The 19,537-nt window shown below is 38.3% G+C and carries 19 protein-coding genes; 8 read left to right on the forward strand and 11 right to left on the reverse strand.

The features are described from left to right. Positions 1-22 precede the first annotated feature (22 nt). The gene (locus J655_RS13235; protein WP_002117749.1) at positions 23-535 is read right to left on the reverse strand and encodes a hypothetical protein; all 513 of its coding nucleotides are present in this window, start codon (positions 533-535) and stop codon (positions 23-25) included. Between the two features lie 213 nt (positions 536-748). Here J655_RS13235 and J655_RS13240 point away from each other — a divergent pair, with 213 nt between their 5' ends. Further along, positions 749-1,306, forward strand: coding sequence for a DUF2239 family protein (locus tag J655_RS13240; protein WP_081403793.1), 558 nt, complete (start codon positions 749-751; stop codon positions 1,304-1,306). Positions 1,307-1,359: 53 nt separating this feature from the next. Here the strand turns inward: J655_RS13240 and cysN are convergent, their stop codons facing one another. The 5 genes from cysN to lysS form a co-directional block, all read right to left on the reverse strand. Then, positions 1,360-2,973: a sulfate adenylyltransferase subunit CysN gene (gene cysN / locus J655_RS13245; RefSeq protein WP_005802949.1), complete on the reverse strand. Its 1,614-nt coding sequence runs from the start codon at positions 2,971-2,973 to the stop codon at positions 1,360-1,362. Between the two features lie 30 nt (positions 2,974-3,003). After that, positions 3,004-3,912 carry a sulfate adenylyltransferase subunit CysD gene (gene cysD / locus J655_RS13250; RefSeq protein WP_000140408.1) on the reverse strand — a complete coding sequence of 303 codons (909 nt, stop codon included), beginning with the start codon at positions 3,910-3,912 and terminating at the stop codon, positions 3,004-3,006. After that, on the reverse strand, positions 3,905-4,003 hold the full coding sequence (locus J655_RS25160) for a hypothetical protein (protein WP_004793966.1): 99 nt from the start codon (positions 4,001-4,003) through the stop codon (positions 3,905-3,907). Before J655_RS25160 ends, cysD begins: the two co-directional genes overlap by 8 nt. Positions 4,004-4,291: 288 nt before the next feature. Continuing rightward, positions 4,292-5,746: a capsule assembly Wzi family protein gene (locus J655_RS13255; protein WP_032005880.1), complete on the reverse strand. Its 1,455-nt coding sequence runs from the start codon at positions 5,744-5,746 to the stop codon at positions 4,292-4,294. A 185-nt stretch (positions 5,747-5,931) separates the two neighbouring features. After that, positions 5,932-7,461 carry a lysine--tRNA ligase gene (gene lysS / locus J655_RS13260; protein ID WP_032052478.1) on the reverse strand — a complete coding sequence of 510 codons (1,530 nt, stop codon included), beginning with the start codon at positions 7,459-7,461 and terminating at the stop codon, positions 5,932-5,934. Between the two features lie 256 nt (positions 7,462-7,717). On the opposite strand from lysS, the gene J655_RS13265 reads away from it, so the two are divergent. After that, complete coding sequence (locus J655_RS13265) at positions 7,718-8,206, forward strand: YqiA/YcfP family alpha/beta fold hydrolase (protein ID WP_005075483.1); 489 nt, start codon at positions 7,718-7,720, stop codon at positions 8,204-8,206. Between the two features lie 15 nt (positions 8,207-8,221). Here J655_RS13265 and J655_RS13270 read toward each other — a convergent pair whose 3' ends face one another. Beyond that, positions 8,222-8,662: an SRPBCC family protein gene (locus J655_RS13270; RefSeq protein ID WP_005075481.1), complete on the reverse strand. Its 441-nt coding sequence runs from the start codon at positions 8,660-8,662 to the stop codon at positions 8,222-8,224. A 446-nt stretch (positions 8,663-9,108) separates the two neighbouring features. Between J655_RS13270 and rubA the strand changes: the two genes are divergently transcribed. From rubA to oxyR, 4 genes are all read left to right on the forward strand, one after another. Next, positions 9,109-9,273, forward strand: coding sequence for a rubredoxin RubA (rubA, locus tag J655_RS13275; protein ID WP_000760495.1), 165 nt, complete (start codon positions 9,109-9,111; stop codon positions 9,271-9,273). A 94-nt stretch (positions 9,274-9,367) separates the two neighbouring features. Then, a complete protein-coding gene (gene rubB, locus J655_RS13280; protein WP_032052479.1) occupies positions 9,368-10,549 on the forward strand; it encodes a rubredoxin reductase RubB in 1,182 nt (393 codons plus the stop codon). 52 nt (positions 10,550-10,601) lie between these two features. Then, entirely contained in the window at positions 10,602-11,546 is a 945-nt protein-coding gene (estB, locus tag J655_RS13285; RefSeq protein WP_002117541.1) for an esterase EstB, read from the forward strand. A 6-nt stretch (positions 11,547-11,552) separates the two neighbouring features. Further along, positions 11,553-12,461, forward strand: a complete 909-nt coding sequence (oxyR, locus tag J655_RS13290) for a LysR family transcriptional regulator OxyR (protein WP_005802965.1) — start codon at positions 11,553-11,555, stop codon at positions 12,459-12,461. A 29-nt stretch (positions 12,462-12,490) separates the two neighbouring features. On the opposite strand, the gene J655_RS13295 is transcribed toward oxyR, so the two are convergent. After that, positions 12,491-13,081 (reverse strand): SPOR domain-containing protein, encoded by a 591-nt coding sequence (locus J655_RS13295; RefSeq protein ID WP_005802968.1) that lies wholly within the window; start codon positions 13,079-13,081, stop codon positions 12,491-12,493. A gap of 57 nt (positions 13,082-13,138) precedes the next feature. Here J655_RS13295 and J655_RS24570 point away from each other — a divergent pair, with 57 nt between their 5' ends. Then, the gene (locus J655_RS24570; RefSeq protein WP_078210343.1) at positions 13,139-13,267 is read left to right on the forward strand and encodes a hypothetical protein; all 129 of its coding nucleotides are present in this window, start codon (positions 13,139-13,141) and stop codon (positions 13,265-13,267) included. Positions 13,268-13,327: 60 nt separating this feature from the next. On the opposite strand, the gene ppk1 is transcribed toward J655_RS24570, so the two are convergent. Further along, positions 13,328-15,406, reverse strand: a complete 2,079-nt coding sequence (ppk1, locus tag J655_RS13300) for a polyphosphate kinase 1 (RefSeq protein ID WP_032052480.1) — start codon at positions 15,404-15,406, stop codon at positions 13,328-13,330. Between the two features lie 105 nt (positions 15,407-15,511). Beyond that, positions 15,512-16,189 carry a monofunctional biosynthetic peptidoglycan transglycosylase gene (gene mtgA / locus J655_RS13305; RefSeq protein ID WP_002117784.1) on the reverse strand — a complete coding sequence of 226 codons (678 nt, stop codon included), beginning with the start codon at positions 16,187-16,189 and terminating at the stop codon, positions 15,512-15,514. 76 nt (positions 16,190-16,265) lie between these two features. Here mtgA and J655_RS13310 point away from each other — a divergent pair, with 76 nt between their 5' ends. Then, positions 16,266-17,075: a rhomboid family intramembrane serine protease gene (locus tag J655_RS13310; RefSeq protein ID WP_005802972.1), complete on the forward strand. Its 810-nt coding sequence runs from the start codon at positions 16,266-16,268 to the stop codon at positions 17,073-17,075. Between the two features lies 1 nt (position 17,076). Here the strand turns inward: J655_RS13310 and J655_RS13315 are convergent, their stop codons facing one another. Further along, a complete protein-coding gene (locus tag J655_RS13315; protein ID WP_032005875.1) occupies positions 17,077-19,536 on the reverse strand; it encodes an ABC transporter permease in 2,460 nt (819 codons plus the stop codon). Between the last annotated feature and the right edge of the window lies 1 nt (position 19,537).

Genomic DNA, 19,537 nt, shown 5'->3' on the forward strand with positions numbered 1-19,537 from the left:
GCCCCAAACGGGGCTTTTATTTTTATTTATTTATATATTCAATCATGGCGTCTAAGAACGCATGAAAGTGCAAGCTAATATCTTCTTCTAAAATTTTATAGGCATTATCAAATTGCACCATTGGCCAACCTTCTTTCCAAAATGGGAAGATGTCATGTAAGTCATGAGTAACTATTGCATCTTCTCGAACAATCGCTTGTGAAATTTGTGCCAAAACTTGCGCTGTTTCTGCACCATCAATAGCTAAATAATCAATACCACGCGCTTTTAAAATACGAATTCGATCTTTTTTATAGCGAATTTTTTTAGCTTGAGCTGCATTTAAACCTAGTGCAAGAGTAACTGCCTCTACAAACTTTTCTTCAAAATTTGTATTCAGTGCCACTAAAGCCTGTTTATGTGCTTCCTGACGTCCTGCTTTTCCCCCGTTACGGATGATCTCATTTGCTTCCGTATCTAGCTTATCTTTTTTCATCGACTGTAAAATGTCTAAAATTTCGATATCGCTTAAAGATTCAGGAGATTGCTCAAACATAGGAGTCTCTATACATACAACTAAAGGCGTATTCTCTCATAAAAGCGATACTAAAACAGAGTAAAATTTTAAATAGCTCATTATCTTGACTATTTTTATAGTCCTAACTTCATAGACTACACTCATAAAATCAAATAATTCTTTGGTTATAATTTTAATTATTTGCCAAATTAATTTTACCCTGATAATATTATTTTACCCAGATAAAAATATATGGCTAAAATGAATACTAAATTCACCTATACTGCCTTCACTGGAAGCACGCTTATTGCGAGTGACTCCCTTATTGAACTTGCAAAAAAACTCAAAGATCTTCCGAAAACAACGGAAAATATTCTGATTTTTAATGATCAAACAGGTCAACAAATTGATCTTGATCTTTCTGGTTCGGAACAAGAATTTCATCAACGTTATGGTGAACCGGAAGAAATTAAAAAAGTTGGACGACCTAAACTCGGAGTAATTTCTCGTGAAATCACTTTACAGAAAAAACATTGGAATTGGTTAGATCAACAAAGTGCGAGTGCATCAGCAGTAATTCGTAAGTTAATTGATAAAGAGTTAAATAACCCAAATTCTGAAGGTAATATTATGCTCGCTAAACAAGCCATCGACCGTTTTATGTCTGCCATGTTGGGCAATATGCCAAATTACGAAGAAGCAACACGTGCCTTATATCAAGGTGATCGAGATATATTTTTAAAGATGATTCAGAGCTATCCTAAAGATTTAAGAGAATATTTAACTTTAAAAGCTCAAAGTATTTTCTAAACCCAATAAAAAAAACCCGCTTAGGCGGGTTTTTTCAAAATTAATTCAGCCTATTAAAGACGGACTAATTCAACAACTTTTTCAACTGCTTCTTCAACGGTTTCAGCAGTAACTTCTGTATCTGTGCCATCCACAGCCGTAGTAATAACTACAACACCTGTCTCACGCAATAAAGTAATTTGCTCAGCAGTTAAGTTGGCTTTTGCAATCGCAACTACACCTTGTTGGATCAATAAGCTTTCTAAAACTTGAGATTTCTCGATTAACTGTGCAGAAATCCCAATCACCGCTGGCTTTTGGCCCAAACGTGCAGCACGATCTTCAGCTGTTACAGGATTACTATGTGCAGTCCATTCAACAGCAGCCTCAACCATACCAGCACCAACCGTTACGTTGCTTAAGCGGTCAATGAAGATGAATGAACCTGTATAACGAGAATCTTGATATTGATCAAACACAACTGGCGCATCGAACTCAACTACAACATCTGCAATTGCATTTAACTCAAGCTCTTCCACATGAGTATGTTCAAGTGTATTCACATTCACTCGATAGTGAATATTAGTGACTTTAGCAGGAACAGTCTGGGTACCAATCTTAACGTTGTATAACTTACCTTTCACGAGCGGATGCTCATTCATCCACACCACTGAAGCACGAACACTACGTGAAATTAATGGTTGCTCGCCAGCACGTACCAAAACGTTACCACGGCTAATATCAATTTCATCATTGAGGGTCAATGTAACCGCTTGACCCGCTACAGCCTGCTCAAGGTTTCCATCAAAAGTAACGATTTCTTTAACTGTTGAACGCTTACCTGATGGCAGTGCAACAATCTCATCACCAACATTGATTTCACCTAAAGCAACGGTACCCGCAAAACCACGGAAATCAAGATTTGGACGGTTTACATACTGAACAGGGAAACGGAATTCGTGTTTATTCGATTCACGACTGATTTCCACCGACTCAAGAATGCTCATCAAGGTTTGACCCTTGTACCACGGCGTATGAGCTGACGGATTCACAACATTATCGCCATTTAAGGCAGAGATTGGTACAAACTGAATATTGGCTGGACGACGATCACCTAATTGGCTTACGAAAGCATCATATTCAATCTGAATTTCAGTGAAACGTTCAGGTGAATATTCAACCAAGTCCATCTTATTGATTGCAACAACGATATTTTTAATACCAAGCAAACTCGCAATAAACGTATGGCGACGAGTTTGAGTTTGTACACCATAACGCGCATCAATCAAGATGATTGCCAAGTCCGCAGTTGACGCACCTGTTGCCATGTTACGTGTATATTGCTCATGCCCTGGGGTATCCGCAATAATAAACTTACGCTTTTCTGTTGAGAAATAACGGTAAGCTACGTCAATGGTAATACCTTGTTCACGTTCTGCTTGAAGGCCATCTACTAGTAACGCCAAGTCTGGTGCATCACCCGTAGTTCCTACTTTTTTACTGTCACGCGTTACTGCTTGCAATTGATCTTCATAAATCAATTTTGAATCGTAGAGTAAACGTCCAATAAGCGTACTTTTACCATCGTCTACGTTACCGCAAGTCAAAAAGCGTAGAAGGTCTTTTTGTTCATGTTGCTTTAAATAGGCCAAGATATCTTGACTGATTAATTCTGATTGATGAGACATTGCTCAAACTCCACAAATTTAGAAATTGTCTTAGAAATAGCCTTCTTGCTTTTTCTTTTCCATTGAGCCCGCTTCATCATGGTCAATCATACGACCTTGACGCTCAGAACTCGTGGCTAAAAGCATCTCTTGGATAATTTCAGGTAACGTATCTGCTTCAGACTCAACTGCACCAGTTAACGGGTAACAGCCAAGCGTACGGAAACGTACAGACTTCATCTGTGGAACTTCACCCTCTTTTAGACGCATACGCTCATCATCAACCATGATTAACGTACCGCTACGCTCTACTACTGGACGAACAGCAGAGAAATAAAGAGGAACGATTTGAATATTTTCTAAATAGATATATTGCCAGATATCCAACTCAGTCCAGTTAGATAAAGGGAATACACGAATACTTTCGCCTTTGTTCACTTTACCATTGTAAAGGTTCCAAAGTTCAGGACGTTGGTTTTTAGGATCCCAACGATGTTTACTATCACGGAATGAATATACGCGCTCTTTCGCACGTGATTTTTCTTCGTCACGGCGCGCACCACCAAAAGCAGCATCGAACTGATATTTATCCAAAGCCTGTTTTAAAGCCTGGGTTTTCATAATATCCGTATATTTCGAACTGCCATGATCAAATGGGTTGATTCCTGCTTCACGGCCTTCTTTATTCTGATGAACAATTAAATCAAAACCATGTGTTTTTGCCATGTTATCGCGAAACGCGATCATGTCTTTAAACTTCCAGCCCGTATCTACATGTAATAAAGGGAAAGGAAGTTTTGCAGGATAAAATGCCTTCAATGCAAGATGAAGCATCACAGCCGAGTCTTTACCAATTGAGTAAAGCATGACTGGATTTTCAAATTCTGCGGCTACTTCACGGATAATATGAATACTCTCAGCTTCAAGTTGCTTGAGATGTGTAAGTCTTGATTCAGTCATGAACACGCCCTTCTCTATCCATTTTGCCCATAAAATCTAGAAGTAGTATTAAACCACCACCTAGAAGACCATGTGGAGGAACGAGTGCCATAACAACTCCAATTTTTCGTGATAGATAATCAAACCACAAGCCTTTATATGGCTTATAGCATTAGTTATGCATTATAGTGATTTAAAACCGATTCCTTTTGCTTGTTTTTTCATATTGATATTCGATTTAATCATATACATGTAATATGCTGATTCACATGCATAACTTTGTAATCCTAGCTTGTATAGTCAACTTAAGCAAATCATGTTCTAGTCTTTAGATTTCTTTAAAAACCATAAAAAAAGAGAAGCATTAATCGCTTCTCTTTTTTTAAAACATAATCTAATCTTAGAAACCAAACATTTTACGTTCTAATGGAATTTCAATACCAATAGATGCGCCTACATCATTACCCTCAAGATCCGAATCACTTACCCATCCATTAATTTTTAATGGAAGATCAGGTTTGATGAAATGCGTCCATGTTAAATCAAGCGCTTTAATTTCATCATCTTTAGGGAATGCTTTATTGATTGCCAAGTTAGATTGGTTAACTTTAACCACCATTGCACGACCACTTAAACGGTTCATGACATCAAAGCGGATATCACCACCCACTGAATACATTTGCCCGTCACCACCCATCGCATGACCTAACGAGAAACCATGTTGATAATAGCCATCTGTATATTGGTGGTGATTATATGAAATCCCTCTTGCATCACCATTTGTACGTGTATCTGCCCATTCAGCATAGAGTTGATAAGGCATATTATTAACTATTGAAGAATAATCTGCTCCAGCCAAATACATTTTTTTAGATGGTAAACCCCCCGCCTCATCTTCCCCTACATATTGCCCGTAAACACTGACTGGGATATTAAACAACGGTTGTAATTGTAAACGAGCATCAAAACCTGCTAACTGATTAGATGCATTATCTTCGCCCACACAACTACTTTCAGTACAACCATTATCTTTACCGATAATCGCATTCCAATAGGCTTTAAAACTATTTGGCTGACCATCTCCACCAATTTGAATCGCTCTAGAAGCACCAAGTTCTAAAGCAGGAAATGGTTGTGCAGTTAAACGCATCCCAATTAATTTTGCATTATGTATTTTATAATCATCTAATTGACCAGCAAAAGCTTGGTATTGCCAAGGTCCAATCCAAGACAACCATTTTGTCTCAAAAGCATTTTGCACAGCACGTTGTGCAGTTACCCCATAAACTGGTCGACTAGCATCACCACGAATTAAGCTACCATCGTGTCCAGGTCCCCACCATGTTGGAATTTGACCTGCAACTACCCATTGATTCCAAAGTTTACCAGCGACATATGAACCTTCAACATTAACGTCTTGTCCATTATCAATTTGAGGATCTTTTTCTGCATTTACTCGGATTTTAGCATCCCAGTTTTCACCGCCAGCATTAAACTCTAATGAACCTTGGTACTGTGATTTTTGGTTATCGCCAAATGCTTGTGGAATATTTTTAATATCAGATTCAGCAAAAGCACCCACTTTAACTGTATTGTTATCTGCTTTTAACGCATTAAGTACTGAATTAATAACTTTTTGTTGAGCTGGATGCGTCACTTTTGCTTGAGAAAGTGCTCTTTGAATTTCATCACCACTTAACGGCCAAGTTGAAGTGCTAATACTGATAACACCTTGTTGATTTAACCAGTTTAAGTCGGTACGTAAGTCTTCATTATTTAGCACTAAACCTTGTGCAAAAATAGCGGATGAAGCAGTTGCCAATATTGCAATTGAAAGTGTTTTTCTTAGAAACATGCCAGCCAATTCTCAAAGTTATTTATGAGCAACACCTTAAATTTTTTATCACAACTTTGCAATTGTTAAACTGTGCAATTACATTTTTTAACGCTATCTTAAGATTAGTATAATTAGGTAAGTTTCTAGATATAAAAAGTAATAAAAAAGGCAGTATAAATACTGCCTTTTTGCATCTTAGAAGATTAACCTTCTTTACGGCGCATATGCGGGAATAAAATTACATCACGAATACTTGGTGCGTCAGCAAATAACATAACCAAACGGTCAATACCAATACCTTCACCTGCTGTTGGAGGTAAACCATATTCAAGTGCTTCAACAAACTCTGCATCGTAATGCATTGCTTCATCATCACCAGCGTCTTTTTCAGCAACTTGCGCTTGGAAACGCTCAGCTTGATCGATTGGGTCATTTAACTCGCTGAAGCTATTTGCTAACTCGCGACCACCGATGAAGAATTCAAAACGATCTGTAACGTGTGGATTGTCATCATTACGACGCGCCAATGGAGAAGTTTCCGCTGGGTAATCAGTAATAAATGTTGGCTGACGAAGTTTAGTTTCAACAGTTTCTTCAAATACGATTGTTTGAAGCTTACCTAAACCAAAACCTGGCTTAACCTCTTCTTTCAACTCTTCACGAATAAATTTTGCAAGAAACTCGCGATCACCTACATTTTCAGGTGTGAACTGCGGATTATTCTCTAAGATCGCATCGAACATAGAGATTTTCTTGAATGGTCCTTTGAAGCTAAATACTTCACCTTGGTAAGGAACATCAGTTGTACCTAGAATATCCAAAGCCAACTTTTCAAGCATATTTTCAGTCAATGCCATTAGGTCTTTATAATCAGCATATGCCTGATAAAACTCGATCATCGTGAATTCAGGGTTGTGACGTGTTGACACCCCTTCATTACGGAAGTTACGGTTGATTTCAAACACACGCTCAAAACCACCCACAACTAAACGCTTCAAATAAAGTTCAGGCGCAATACGTAAGAATAAAGGCATATCCAAAGCATTGTGATGTGTTTCGAATGGACGTGCAGAAGCACCACCTGGAATCACATGCATCATTGGCGTTTCAACTTCCATGAAACGCTCATTGTTTAAGAATGCTCGAATACCTGCAACAACTTTGGCACGGATTTCAAAAGTCTTACGTGTTTCTTCATTCACAATTAAGTCAAGGTAGCGTTTACGGTACTTAACTTCTGTGTCATTTAAGCCATGAAATTTATCTGGTAACGGACGAAGAGATTTTGTAAGAAGTTCAAAACCTTCAAGATGAACATATAAGTCACCTTTGCCTGAACGTCCGATATAACCTTCGGCAGCAATAATGTCACCAAGATCTAAACCTTTAATAGTTTCAAGAATATCTTTTGGTAAGCCTTTACGGTCAACATATAACTGAATACGACCTGTCATGTCTTGAATCACCATGAAAGAACCACGGTTTAACATGACACGGCCAGCCACTTTTACATAGACATGCTCAGCGCTTTCAATTTGTTCTTTCGACTGATCTTTAAATTGTTCTTGTAGATCAGCTGCGTAATGTTCACGCTTAAAAGTATTTGGCCAAGGACTCTTTCCAGTTTCCTTCGCAACATCTTGGATTTGCTTTAATTTGGCATGACGCTGTGCAATTAAATCGTTTTCGGAAATAGTTGGTTCAGAAGTCGATTGAGCGTTTTGTTGCGTCATCTCTGCCTCGATTAAGTAAAAATGAAGTGGCATAGCTTAACAGATTGCAGGAGTTTTTCGAATGATTTCAATCAAACAAAAATGAAAAAAGACAATTTATAGAAAAGAGCAGTACTTTTTAAAGGAAAAATGACTTAGACCAATCGCTAAGATCATTTTTTAAAGCTTTTAGTAAAATATAAAAAAATCCAAATAACCTCGATATTCAAAGGCCCTATTTGCCTTGTATTTTATCAATGAGATTGTGTCGTAAATAATGAAAATTTTATTTTTACATGGCTTGGATTCTTCTCGTGAATCGACAAAGTTCCACGCCATTTCACATCCTGAAAAATTTTGTATTGACGTTGATTATCGTAACTTAAGTTATGCATCTGTTGAGTACTTTTATCATCAGGCTATTCAGACGATCAAACCTGATTTACTGGTTGGTCACAGCCTTGGAGGATATTGGGCCTTAAAAACTGCCGCTCAACATAAATTAGCTGTGATTGTGGCAAATCCAAGTCTTACCCCTAATTTTCGGGCAGACTACCCTCAGCTTTCCGAAGAAGAACTTACTCACTCTAATCCTAAAATGGCTTATTTAGAATTAGGAGATGAGCAACTTGATATGTATCAGGTTCAAGAAAAACTTGCGCCCTACATGAATATTGAAACCTTTGAAGGCGGACATCATCGTTTGGCCTATCCTTCTCGCCTCAATGATTTGATTATGAAAATTTATAAAAAATATTTGGCTTAAATTAATGCAGATTGCCTATTTTTCTTCTGCCAATTTCTTGATTACGTCAAATCCTTGAACGAAGCCACTTTTCAACATACCCATGTATTCAGGTAAGGTGGCTAATTCGACTTTTAAAGTAGTTACACTATCGTGCTGGCTCAAAAAATATTTTTCTTGGGAACCACTCCAGCCTTTAACTTCTTCACTTTCTAAATCTTCCTTACCGTCCTTAATCATTCCTAAATGTTTAAAAATCAAGATTTCCGGCTTTTTCAATTCTTCAATGGTGGAAACCATGCCATTGCCTTCGCCATCTAAGAAATAAGTTTTACCACCAATTTGCCAATCGGTACACATTGAGGAATCTGGGGCAAAAAATTTTGTCCAAGCATTATATGTCTCGCTATTCCAAAGTAATTCCCATACTTTCTCTATAGGCGCCTCAATCTCTACTTCATATTCTAAATTTTCCATATTTTACTTCCCTGATTTATGCCGTTTTTATGATGTCGACTTTTAATTTTCGCGTTTAATGATGACATCTGTTGAATCTTTATTTGTTGTTATTTAGCTTTCTTATTATATAAATCTTTTAAATGAGAAGGCACTTTTTATTTCTCAATAATTTCACAAACAACATTAAGTTTAAAATTAACGTTAAGAATGTATTAGTTATTATTAGTTTATGCCCAAGTTTTGCCTAAAAAACCACTTATTTGTCCTAACCTGCCATTCATCTTTGCTTACGAATGATTAAACTCCGTTATTTGCTTTACATTAAATGTAGAACTGCGTAAAAATTTGATATCCGATCAAAGGCACATTGGTTATTATTGACCGGATCGTGGTTACATTATTAATAGATGGAATAGTTTTACTGAAAGGCAGCTTTGAGCAAACTTATCAGTGCGGAGAGTCTCATGAAAAAATATCAATGTATCGTTTGTGGATGGATTTACGATGAAGCAGAAGGTTGGCCACAAGACGGCATTGCAGCTGGAACAAAATGGGAAGATATCCCTGATGACTGGACTTGCCCTGATTGCGGCGTTTCAAAAGCTGACTTCGAAATGATCGAAATCTAATGATTTAAAGCAAAAGGCCATGATTGACATGGTCTTTTTTACGAATATTACCCATTACCGTATTAATTAAACAATTCTAACTCTGGAGAGAAAAATGCATCCTATCGTCATTATCGGATCAGGCATGGCGGGTTATACCTTAGCACGTGAGTTTCGTAAGCTTAGCCCAGAGCAAGAACTTGTGATGATTTGTGCGGATGATGCAGTGAATTATGCAAAACCAACATTATCAAATGCATTTGCAGGTAAAAAAGCACCTGAACAGATTGCTTTAGGTGATGCTGCTAAAATGGGTGCCCAACTCAATATGCGTATTGAGCCTTTCACTTTTGTAAAAGAAATTTTAGCTGAACGTCATGAGCTTGTTCTTGAGAAAGATGGGGTAACTTCGAATCAACCCTATTCAAAACTGATTTTAGCTGTTGGTGCTAACCCAATTCGTCTTGCAATTGCAGGCGATGGTAGTGATGACATTCATGTAGTGAACTCGCTAATTGATTACCGTGCTTTCCGTGAAAATCTAGCTCAACGTAAAGACAAACGTGTTGTTATTTTAGGTGCTGGTTTAATTGGTTGTGAATTCGCCAATGACTTACTTCATAGTGAATATGACATTACTGTCATTGATTTGGCACCTCAACCATTAGGTCGCTTATTGCCAGGTCATATTGCTTCTGCATTCCAGCAAAATCTCGAAGAGGCTGGTGTTAAATTTGCATTAGGCACAACCGTTGAAAAAGTCAGTAAAATTAATAATGGCGAAGATTATGCGATTACACTCGCAAACGGCCAAACTTTGGTAGCCGACATCGTTCTTTCAGCGATTGGTTTACAGCCAAATATTTCACTTGCTAAAAGTGCAGATATTCAAACAAGCCGTGGCATTATTACCAATAGTTTACTTGAAACAAATAAAGCCGATATTTATGCGATTGGCGATTGCGCTGAAGTAAATGGCACGCTACTTCCGTATGTAATGCCGATTATGCAGCAAGCTCGTGCTCTTGCAAAAACCCTCAGCGGACAACAAACTGCCGTGCACTACCCTGCTATGCCAGTTGCAGTAAAAACTCCTGCAGCTCCACTTACAGTGTTACCAGCTCCAATGAATGTAGAAGTGAACTGGGAAACAGAAGAGTTCGACGATGGTATGCTTGCTAAAGCAATTGACAATGAAGGAACATTGCGTGGTTTCGTATTGTTAGGTGCAACAGCAGGTAAACAACGCTTAACTTTAACAAAGCTTGTTCCAGATCTTATTCCAGCCCAAGCATAAGGTTTGAATCAGGAATACTCTTTTGTGAGTATTCCTTTAAGGAATGAATAACATGAATAGTGCCTTACAGTTTAACATTTCGCCGTACACATCTTTCATGCAAGAAACCAAGGTCAACTTAGGCAATGGTATTGAGCTACATGTAGAAGTAGGTGGAAAACCGGAACATCCAACCATTTTGCTGATTATGGGTCTTGGCGCTCAAATGCTTTTCTGGCCGGATTTCTTCTGTAAATCACTCATTGATCAAGGTTTTCGTGTTATTCGTTTTGATAACCGCGATATTGGCCTTTCTTCAAAAGTACGTCATGAAGGTAAACGGTTAAATACGGTTAAATTGATGGGTCGCTTTGCGCTCGGACTAAGTAATCAAGGTGCCCCTTATACTCTGCATGATATGGCAGATGATGTATCAATGCTTATTGACCGCTTAGGCGTGACTAAAACACATGTCATTGGTGCATCAATGGGCGGGATGATCGCTCAAATTCTTGCAGCAAAATATCCTGAAAAGGTTGAGAAATTGGGACTCATGTTTACAAGTAATAATCAGCCTTTTTTACCCCCTCCTTTTCCGAAACAGCTTTTGAGTTTAATTGGCAAACCTGAGTCACGTGACGAAGATGGTATTGTTAATCACAGTTTAAAATTATTTCAATTGATTGGTTCACCTGGTTACGTCAACCAGATTGAAGCAATGCAAACTGCACGCAAACTTTATCAACGTAGCTATTATCCTGCTGGTGTACTTCAACAGTTTTTAGCAATATTATGTACAGGCTCCTTACTTCAACTGGACCGTGAAATTAAGCAACCCGCGTTAGTCTTACATGGCTCTCGTGATCGCTTACTTCCACCTAGTCATGGTAAGGCTGTAGCAAAAGCAATTTCCGGTGCTAAGTTTGAATTAATTGATGGAATGGGGCATGATATCCCTGCACATTTTATTCCTCAGCTTAGCGGTTTATTTGCGCATCATTTTAAATCATCATACTAGGACACTATGGCTGCATTACCCTCACTAAGACAGCTATCATATTTAGTTACGTTGTCGGAAACTTTGCATTTTACTGAAGCAGCACGCCGCTCTTTTGTCACGCAATCGACGTTATCAGGCGGCATCATGGAGCTTGAACGATTGTTAGGTGGCGTTCTGGTAGAGCGTGACCGTCAGAATGTGCGTTTAACACCATTGGGTGAACAAGTTGTTGCTCGTGCCCGTGTACTACTAGCAGATGCTCAAGATTTAATGCGTTTGAGCCGTGAAATGAGTGAACCGTTAACAGGCGATTTGCATTTGGGAGTTATCCCAACCATTGCACCTTTTATCCTGACACGGTTACTTGATGAAGTGCATCAGCAGTTACCTAAAATTCAGTTGCATCTGCATGAAGCTCAAAGTGAAAAAATTGTAGAGCGTCTAGAACACGGTAATCTAGACATGATTGTTCTTGCTCTACCGTTTGATACCAGAGGCCTAAAAGTCGCTGAAATCTCGAAAGAAAATTTGTACCTTGTATGTAGTAAGCAAGATACAAATGCTTTGCAAGCAAACTCACTAGATGATCTTGATTTATCGAGATTAATTTTGCTTGAAGAAGGCCACTGTTTACGTGACCACGTTTTAAGTGCATGCCCTATCGGTGAACGTAAAAATGACAACCGTTTAAAAGCAAGCTCTTTACCAACTTTAGTTGAAATGGTTTCTTCTGATTTAGGTTTTACGCTTTTACCAGAAATTGCAATTGAAAATAGTATGATCAAGTTTAATGATCAAATTACTGCAAAACCAATTGAAGATGCTCCAAGCCGCATTTTAGCATTAGTCACTCGTAAAAGTACGCCGCTACAAAGTGAATTTGACGTATTACTGCAAATTATGCAGAAAATCACCACGAATTTACATGAATAAAAAAAGGAGTCTTCGGACTCCTTTTTGTTTTACTGAGCTGTAAGCGATGCCCACTTAAACACCCAAGCAGACGGCATATTCAAACTATTATCGGCAATAATTTTTTCTCTAATAATTTGTGCGATAGCATAGTCATTGGCTGGGTCTATCATGACGCGTATTCCTTTAGTGGTTGAACTAGTGACAACCTTATAGCCTTTTGCTTCAAGCTGAGATTGAACCCGATTTGCTTTATTTTGATTAGCTGCTAATGCAACCTGAACCATCCACTTTTTTTCACCATTTTCTAAAATTTCTTTAGCGATCGCAGCATCAAGTTGTTTTTTATTTTCAGAATTTTTCTTTTCTTCTACTTTTTTTGTGTGAACTTCCTCATTTTTCTTTTGCGTTAAAAACTCATCTTGCTTTTGTTTTCTTTTTTGGATGATTATTGTTTTATTCCTTACCTCACTCTTTTTAGTTTTATCACTGGAAACGGGTGCAAAATAAGGATATATCGCTTGATCATCAAACCTTTGAAATACGATGATATCCCCATAACACTTCTGATCTGCATAGGCGGTCACTGGCATTATCCCCAAAAGTATTCTAATAAGTAAATTTCTAATAAAGCATTGCATCTTATTCATTTACCGAAGTTAAGTATATTTAATGCGGCGTATTAAAGTAGATTTCACATGATTTGTATATTTATAAAATTCAATGTTTTATGGAAAAAATCACATATTTTAAAAACATCTTGCTGTGCTTCAACTTATTATCGTATACCCAACAACCATTTAGAAAAACTAATTAAATTATTTTGAATTTCAGTGAATTAAAAAAGCCGACATTTTGTCGGCTTTTTTAATTAAATTTAAAACTTATTATTTAATCATTTCTAATAGTACTCTTTGAGCATTATGCAATTTTTCACCCTCTGCTGGCTCAGCACGTACCCAAGTACCATCTGACTGTAACAACCAAGCTTGCTGGTTATCTTGCAAATAGTTCACTAGGCCTTGTTGATAAATACGTTTTTTCAATGCAGGATCTTCCACAGGAAAACATGCTTCAACACGGTTAAATAAATTACGATCCATCCAGTCTGCGCTTGAGCAGTAAATACGCGCATCACCATTATTGCTGAAGTAATAAACACGGGTATGTTCAAGGAAGCGCCCTACAATTGAACGTACACGAATATTTTCTGATAAGTTAGGCAAACCTGGACGTAAACAGCAAATAGAACGAATAATCAAATCAATCTGAACACCTGCTTGAGATGCTTCATATAATTTATTGATCAATTGAACTTCCGTTAAGGCATTCACTTTCACAATAATTTGAGCTTTACGTCCTGCCTTAGCATTGGCAATTTCTTCATCAATAAAGTTGATGAGCTGAGCATGTAAGGTAAATGGTGCATGTAATAGCTTTTTCAATTTCGCCATTTTGCCCATACCAGTCAACTCTTGGAAGATACGATGCACGTCTTCACAGAGATCTTTATCGGTCGTCATGAGACCATAATCGGTATAAATTCGAGCATTCATTGCATGGTAGTTACCAGTGCCTAAATGAACGTAACGCACAAGTTTGTTATTTTCACGGCGCACCACCATAATCATTTTGGCGTGAGTTTTATAACCAACAATACCGTAAACAACGACAGCCCCCGCTTCTTGTAAAACGTTAGCTACTTCAATATTTGATTCTTCATCAAAGCGGGCACGCAATTCAATAACTGCGGTCACTTCTTTTCCATTACGCGCTGCTTCCGCCAAAATCTGTACAATTTCAGAGTCAGCACCACTACGGTAAAGCGTCTGCTTAATTGCCAATACTTGTGGATCGCGAGCAGCTTCACGAAGTAGCTGAATCACGGGTGCGAAAGATTCAAAAGGATGATGAAGTAAAATGTCTTGCTTCTGCATTGCAGAGAAAATGTTCTCGGTCTTTTTAAACACTTTAGGCACAATCGGCGTATGCGAGTCATAACGCAAATGAGGGCGTTTAAAATTTGAAACCAGACGAGCTAAGTTTACAGGTCCATCAACTTTGTATAACTGCTCATCGGTTAAATCAAATTCTTCTAATAAGTACTCATAAATATGCTGCGGACAGTTATGAGTTACTTCTAAGCGAACAGCACGGCCAAAACGTCGAGAACTTAATTCACCTTTTAAAGCTTTTGCTAAATCTTCAACATCTTCATTTAATGCCAAGTCTGCATTACGTGTAACACGGAATTGATAACATCCTGTTGCTGTCATGCCAGGGAACAAATCGGACACATGCTCATGGATAATTGCAGATAGCATGACGTGATGTTCTTTACCACCTGTTAACTCATCTGGCAGTCGTACAACGCGAGGTAATGAACGTGGGGCTGGAACCACGGCTAAATCAATTTGACGGCCAAAAGCATCTTTACCTTCTAAGGTAATAATAAAGTTTAAGCTCTTGTTTACGAGACGTGGGAACGGATGCGCTGGATCTAAGCTAATTGGGGTTAATACAGGTGCAACTTGTTCTTGAAAATACTTCTTAATCCAAGCTGACTGTGCTGGCGTTAGTTCACCACGACGGAGGAAGCAAATATCTTCTTCACGTAATTTAGGTAAGATTTCTTCATTTAAAATACGATATTGACGTTCAATCGCAGCGTGAGCAGTTTCAGAGATTTTTTGTAAGACTTGTCTTGGCGTCAAACCATCAGGGCTACGACTCTCATTGCCCAGAGAAAATTGCTCCATCACCCCTGCAACACGAATTTCGAAAAACTCGTCTAGATTACGTGAAAAAATGAGCAAGAAATTCATTCGCTCAAGTAATGGATGTAAAGGGTCTACCGCTTGCTCCAATACACGCAAATGGAAGTCAAGAATAGACAATTCACGATTTATGTAACGGTCATTATAACTATATTCTGTTGGGGTCGTTGGTGTAATCGCTGTATTCATGTCTAACTCAATTCTCTATCCAGCCAAAATCTCTATAAAACAGTATGCTGCAAAAATATGACAATTTGGTAAAAACTAAAAAATTTACACATCTTTAAAACATCATTATTCGGGAATCTGGGTGCTATTCATATAACGTAGAATAACGCGTTTTCTATACTGTAGTTTACGATCATTGCGGTGATCTTGATAATATTTCGGATCAGGCAATAATGCGGCCAAAAAAGCAGCTTGTTCACGCGTTAAGCTTCTCGCACTTTTACCATAATAATATTGCGCGGCTGCTTCTACACCATATCGGTTTTTGCCAAATTCAACAGAGTTCATATATACCTCAAGAATTCGGCGTTTTGACCACATCCGCTCCATCATCCAAGTTGCGATAGTTTCTTGGCCTTTACGAATAAACGAACGCTTATTGTATAAAAACAAATTCTTTGCCAGTTGTTGAGATACTGTAGAACCACCAGCAACCACTTCGCCTTCTTCATTATTCCGCTCTAGTGCAAAACGAATGCCATCCCAGTCAAAACCATGGTGATGGATGAATTTTGCATCTTCCCCAGCTAAAATCGCATGTTTAAAATTGTCACTAATATCATCATAGTCAAGCCATTCATGAATGATCGGCTCTGAGGTATCTGACCAATAATCAATTCGCATAAACATGGTGGTATCGACTTCATGTGTACGCCACCAAACTAAACTTGAGAAAATCCAAAGCTGAATAAGGAGAATTGCCCCAATAAAAATTAACAACACGCGAACAATAAAAGCTTTCATGTTCGTCCTGATCTCCTGTATTCAACTTTTTTCATGTTAAGCTGTTAAGCATGTTCATATATAACAAAAGCATAGCATGACTCAATATCAGCCTCCGCACATTAATCGTAAACTCAATGTACAAACTTGGTGGCTGACCGCCTTACTGATCTTGATTAATGTAAGTTTGTTTGTCTGGCAAATTGCGACTGGTGTCGATATTAGCGACCCAGTCATGAAAGATGCTATTCATTGGGGCGCTGATTTTACACCACTTACTTTTACTGGGCAGCCCGAACGCTTATTTACCAGCATGTTTTTTCATTTTGGTCTTGTTCACCTCATGCTTAACATGTGGGCCCTCTATATTTTCGGTAATGTAGCTGAGTCACTATTTGGTCGCTTCTATTTTATAGGTATGTATTTACTTGCTGGCTTATTTGGTAGCCTTCTCAGTAGCTATATGACTATTCAAAATGGGCATGAATTACTGCAACATTTCGATCAAAGTTTACTTCCTCATGTCAGTGCAGGTGCTTCGGGTGCCGTAATGGGATTAGGTGCTGCGTTAACAGTACTTTCTCTATTTCCCCCGCTTCCGCATCAAGCCTACATACTCGATAAAAAAGCTTTATTAATGGTTATGGCCATCAACCTTATTTTTGGTTTTGTCGCAACAGGTATTAATAATGCCGCGCATATTGGCGGCATGATTATTGGAGCATTTCTTGCACTGATGTGGTACTTAAGCTATGTCAGCAAGTTAAAAAATGTGCTCAAAATCTTAGGCTTATTAGGAGCAGTTGTAATTACAGGTGGTTTTTATATGTACTGTGTACAGCTCAACTCACCGTTGCTTCCCCTATGGCATGAAATCATCATCCAGAACCCTGACATTATTCCTTAAACTACACTTGGTTTAATTCTCTTAAACTTTGTAAAGGTGGCAAATTACAGAGATAGCCTAGTCGATAACGACCAATCAGCGCACAAACCAGCATCATGCCAATTGGTAAAATCAGCCATATTTCAATATGCCACTGTATTGCCATATTCATTTTATAGCTTGCGATCGCACTAATCACTTCTGCAAAACAGCAGGCAACTATGCCTGCTAGCAGACCTAAGAAACCAATCTCAAAACTGAGCATTTGCTTCATTTTATTTTTAGATAAACCAAATGAGCGCAGTAAAGCAACCTCACGGCGTCGCTCGTCCATTAACAGGTTTAAACATGCAATCAGTACCAATATTCCAGAAAAACCGACTAACGCTGCCAGTACAGTTACTATTTTGACCAAAACATTCATTAAGCGTTTTACTTCATCTAAAATCCGGTCAACATCAATAAATACTGTATTTGAGAACTGCTGAATAATAGTGATCATTTTAGGTTGATCTTGCTTAGGCACATAGAAACTACCTAAATAACTTCCAGCATTTTCGTCTAAGGTTTTAGGTGAAAAAATAAAGAAAAAGTTAGGGCTAAAACTTTCCCACTCGACACTCCGGAAATTCACAACTTTGGCCTGTAAGTTGCCTTCGGGCAAACCAAAAGTAAGCTTATCTCCAATTTGGATTCCCAAACTTTCGGCAGTTTTACTTTCGACTGAAACTTGCCCTACGCCATTAAACTGAGCTTGTCCTTTTGTAATTACGTTGTCATTCGGCAATTGATTTGATTGTGTTAAATTCAATTCACGGCGCAAAGAATTATTTTGCTTTATAGCCTCTTCTGAAAAAGGTACATCATTTTTAGCCAGTAATCGGCCACGAATATTTGGGTATAACGGGGTGCTTTGCCAACCATGTTGCTTTAACTGTTGCTCAAAGGCTTTTAAATCAAATGGAGGCAATCCATAAACAAATTGATTCGGTGTTCCTTCCGGAAGTTGTTGTTGCCAACGCTCTAATAAATCTGTTCTTAATACACTGAGTACTGTAATGAGGCTTAAGCCTAAAGCCAATGCAGTAATTTGTAAGGCGCTTTGCGATGGCGAACGAATATAAAAAGACAAACGATTTTTCAGCTTTTTTAAACTGCGAAGCAATAGCCAAACAACAGTGTAAAGCAAAATACAAAGAACAATAATGGCTGCTAAAACCAGAATGCTGAGCATTAAGTTTTCACTCAATACCAAACTAAAAACGACTAGGCTAGTGATTCCTGCAAAAAACATAAAAAATAAAGATTTGCGAGATTTGGCTTGCTCCCGAATAACACGAATTGGAGGGGTATTTAAAAGCTCCCAAATGCTTGGCAAAATAAAACCAAGCAGCACAATCACGCTGGTAAAAATCGCAATTGGTAAAGGCCCGACCAAAAGAGGTACAACCGAAAAACTTAACTCTAATTGAGGAATCAATTGCAGCATAAGTTGCAGCAGGCCAAACCCCATGATTAAACCTAATAGGCTTCCCAGCACAATTGAAATCGCACTGACAATACAAAGCAATCCAATATATGCCCACAAGATTTGGAACTTACTGGCGCCTAAGCATCTAATAAGTGCAATATGATCTTGGTTTTGCTGAACATATCTTTGACTCGTTAAAGCAATGGCAATCCCACACAACAAAATCGTTAAAATATTGGCTAATTGCAAAAAGGTATCTAGGTTTTCAAGCGGGCGTAATAACCGACTATTTGATTCACTCGCATCACGTAAACGCAACCCTGCCGTTTCATCTGGTTCTTTAGATGGTTGATGCTGTTGCTTAAATTGCTTTGAAAATGACTGAACCTGTTCAGGGCTACCTGCCATTAATAAACGATAGTCAATTCTGCTCCCTATCTGAATCGCATGAGTCTTAGCAATATCGGCTTGATGAATAATAACGGTTGGAGAAAAGCCTGAAAAACCGAGTTCTTGATTTGAATCACGCACAATCACGCCACTAAAACGGAAGGTACCATCAGCAATAGAAACAGTATCTCCTAGCTTTACTTTAAGTAAATCGGCTGCTCTTTGACTTAGCCAAACCTCACCAGATTGAATTGCTTTAGCGCTTGGCTCAATTTCCAACTGTCCTCTGGGTGGAAATAAAGGCTCAATTGCCTTTACATTCACCATGACAAACTGATCTTGGGTATGTGCCATCGAGCTAAATATAGTGACATTGGTTTGTTTTAGATCTAGCTGCTCTGCCCTTTTTTTCCACGACTGCTCGATAGGCTCGTTATTCGACAGAACTAAATCAGCACCCAGCATTTGTGAAGCTTGCAGACTTACTGCATTTTTAACTTGATCGTTACTAAATTTCAGGGCTGTCGTTGCGCTAATCGCAAGCGATAAAGCAATAATGAGTAGATATAATCCACCCGTACGAAAACTCTGTAGCAAAAGTGGTTTGAGAAGATTACGCATA

Source organism: Acinetobacter sp. 1294243, assembly GCF_000588015.1.
Lineage (GTDB): Bacteria > Pseudomonadota > Gammaproteobacteria > Pseudomonadales > Moraxellaceae > Acinetobacter > Acinetobacter pittii.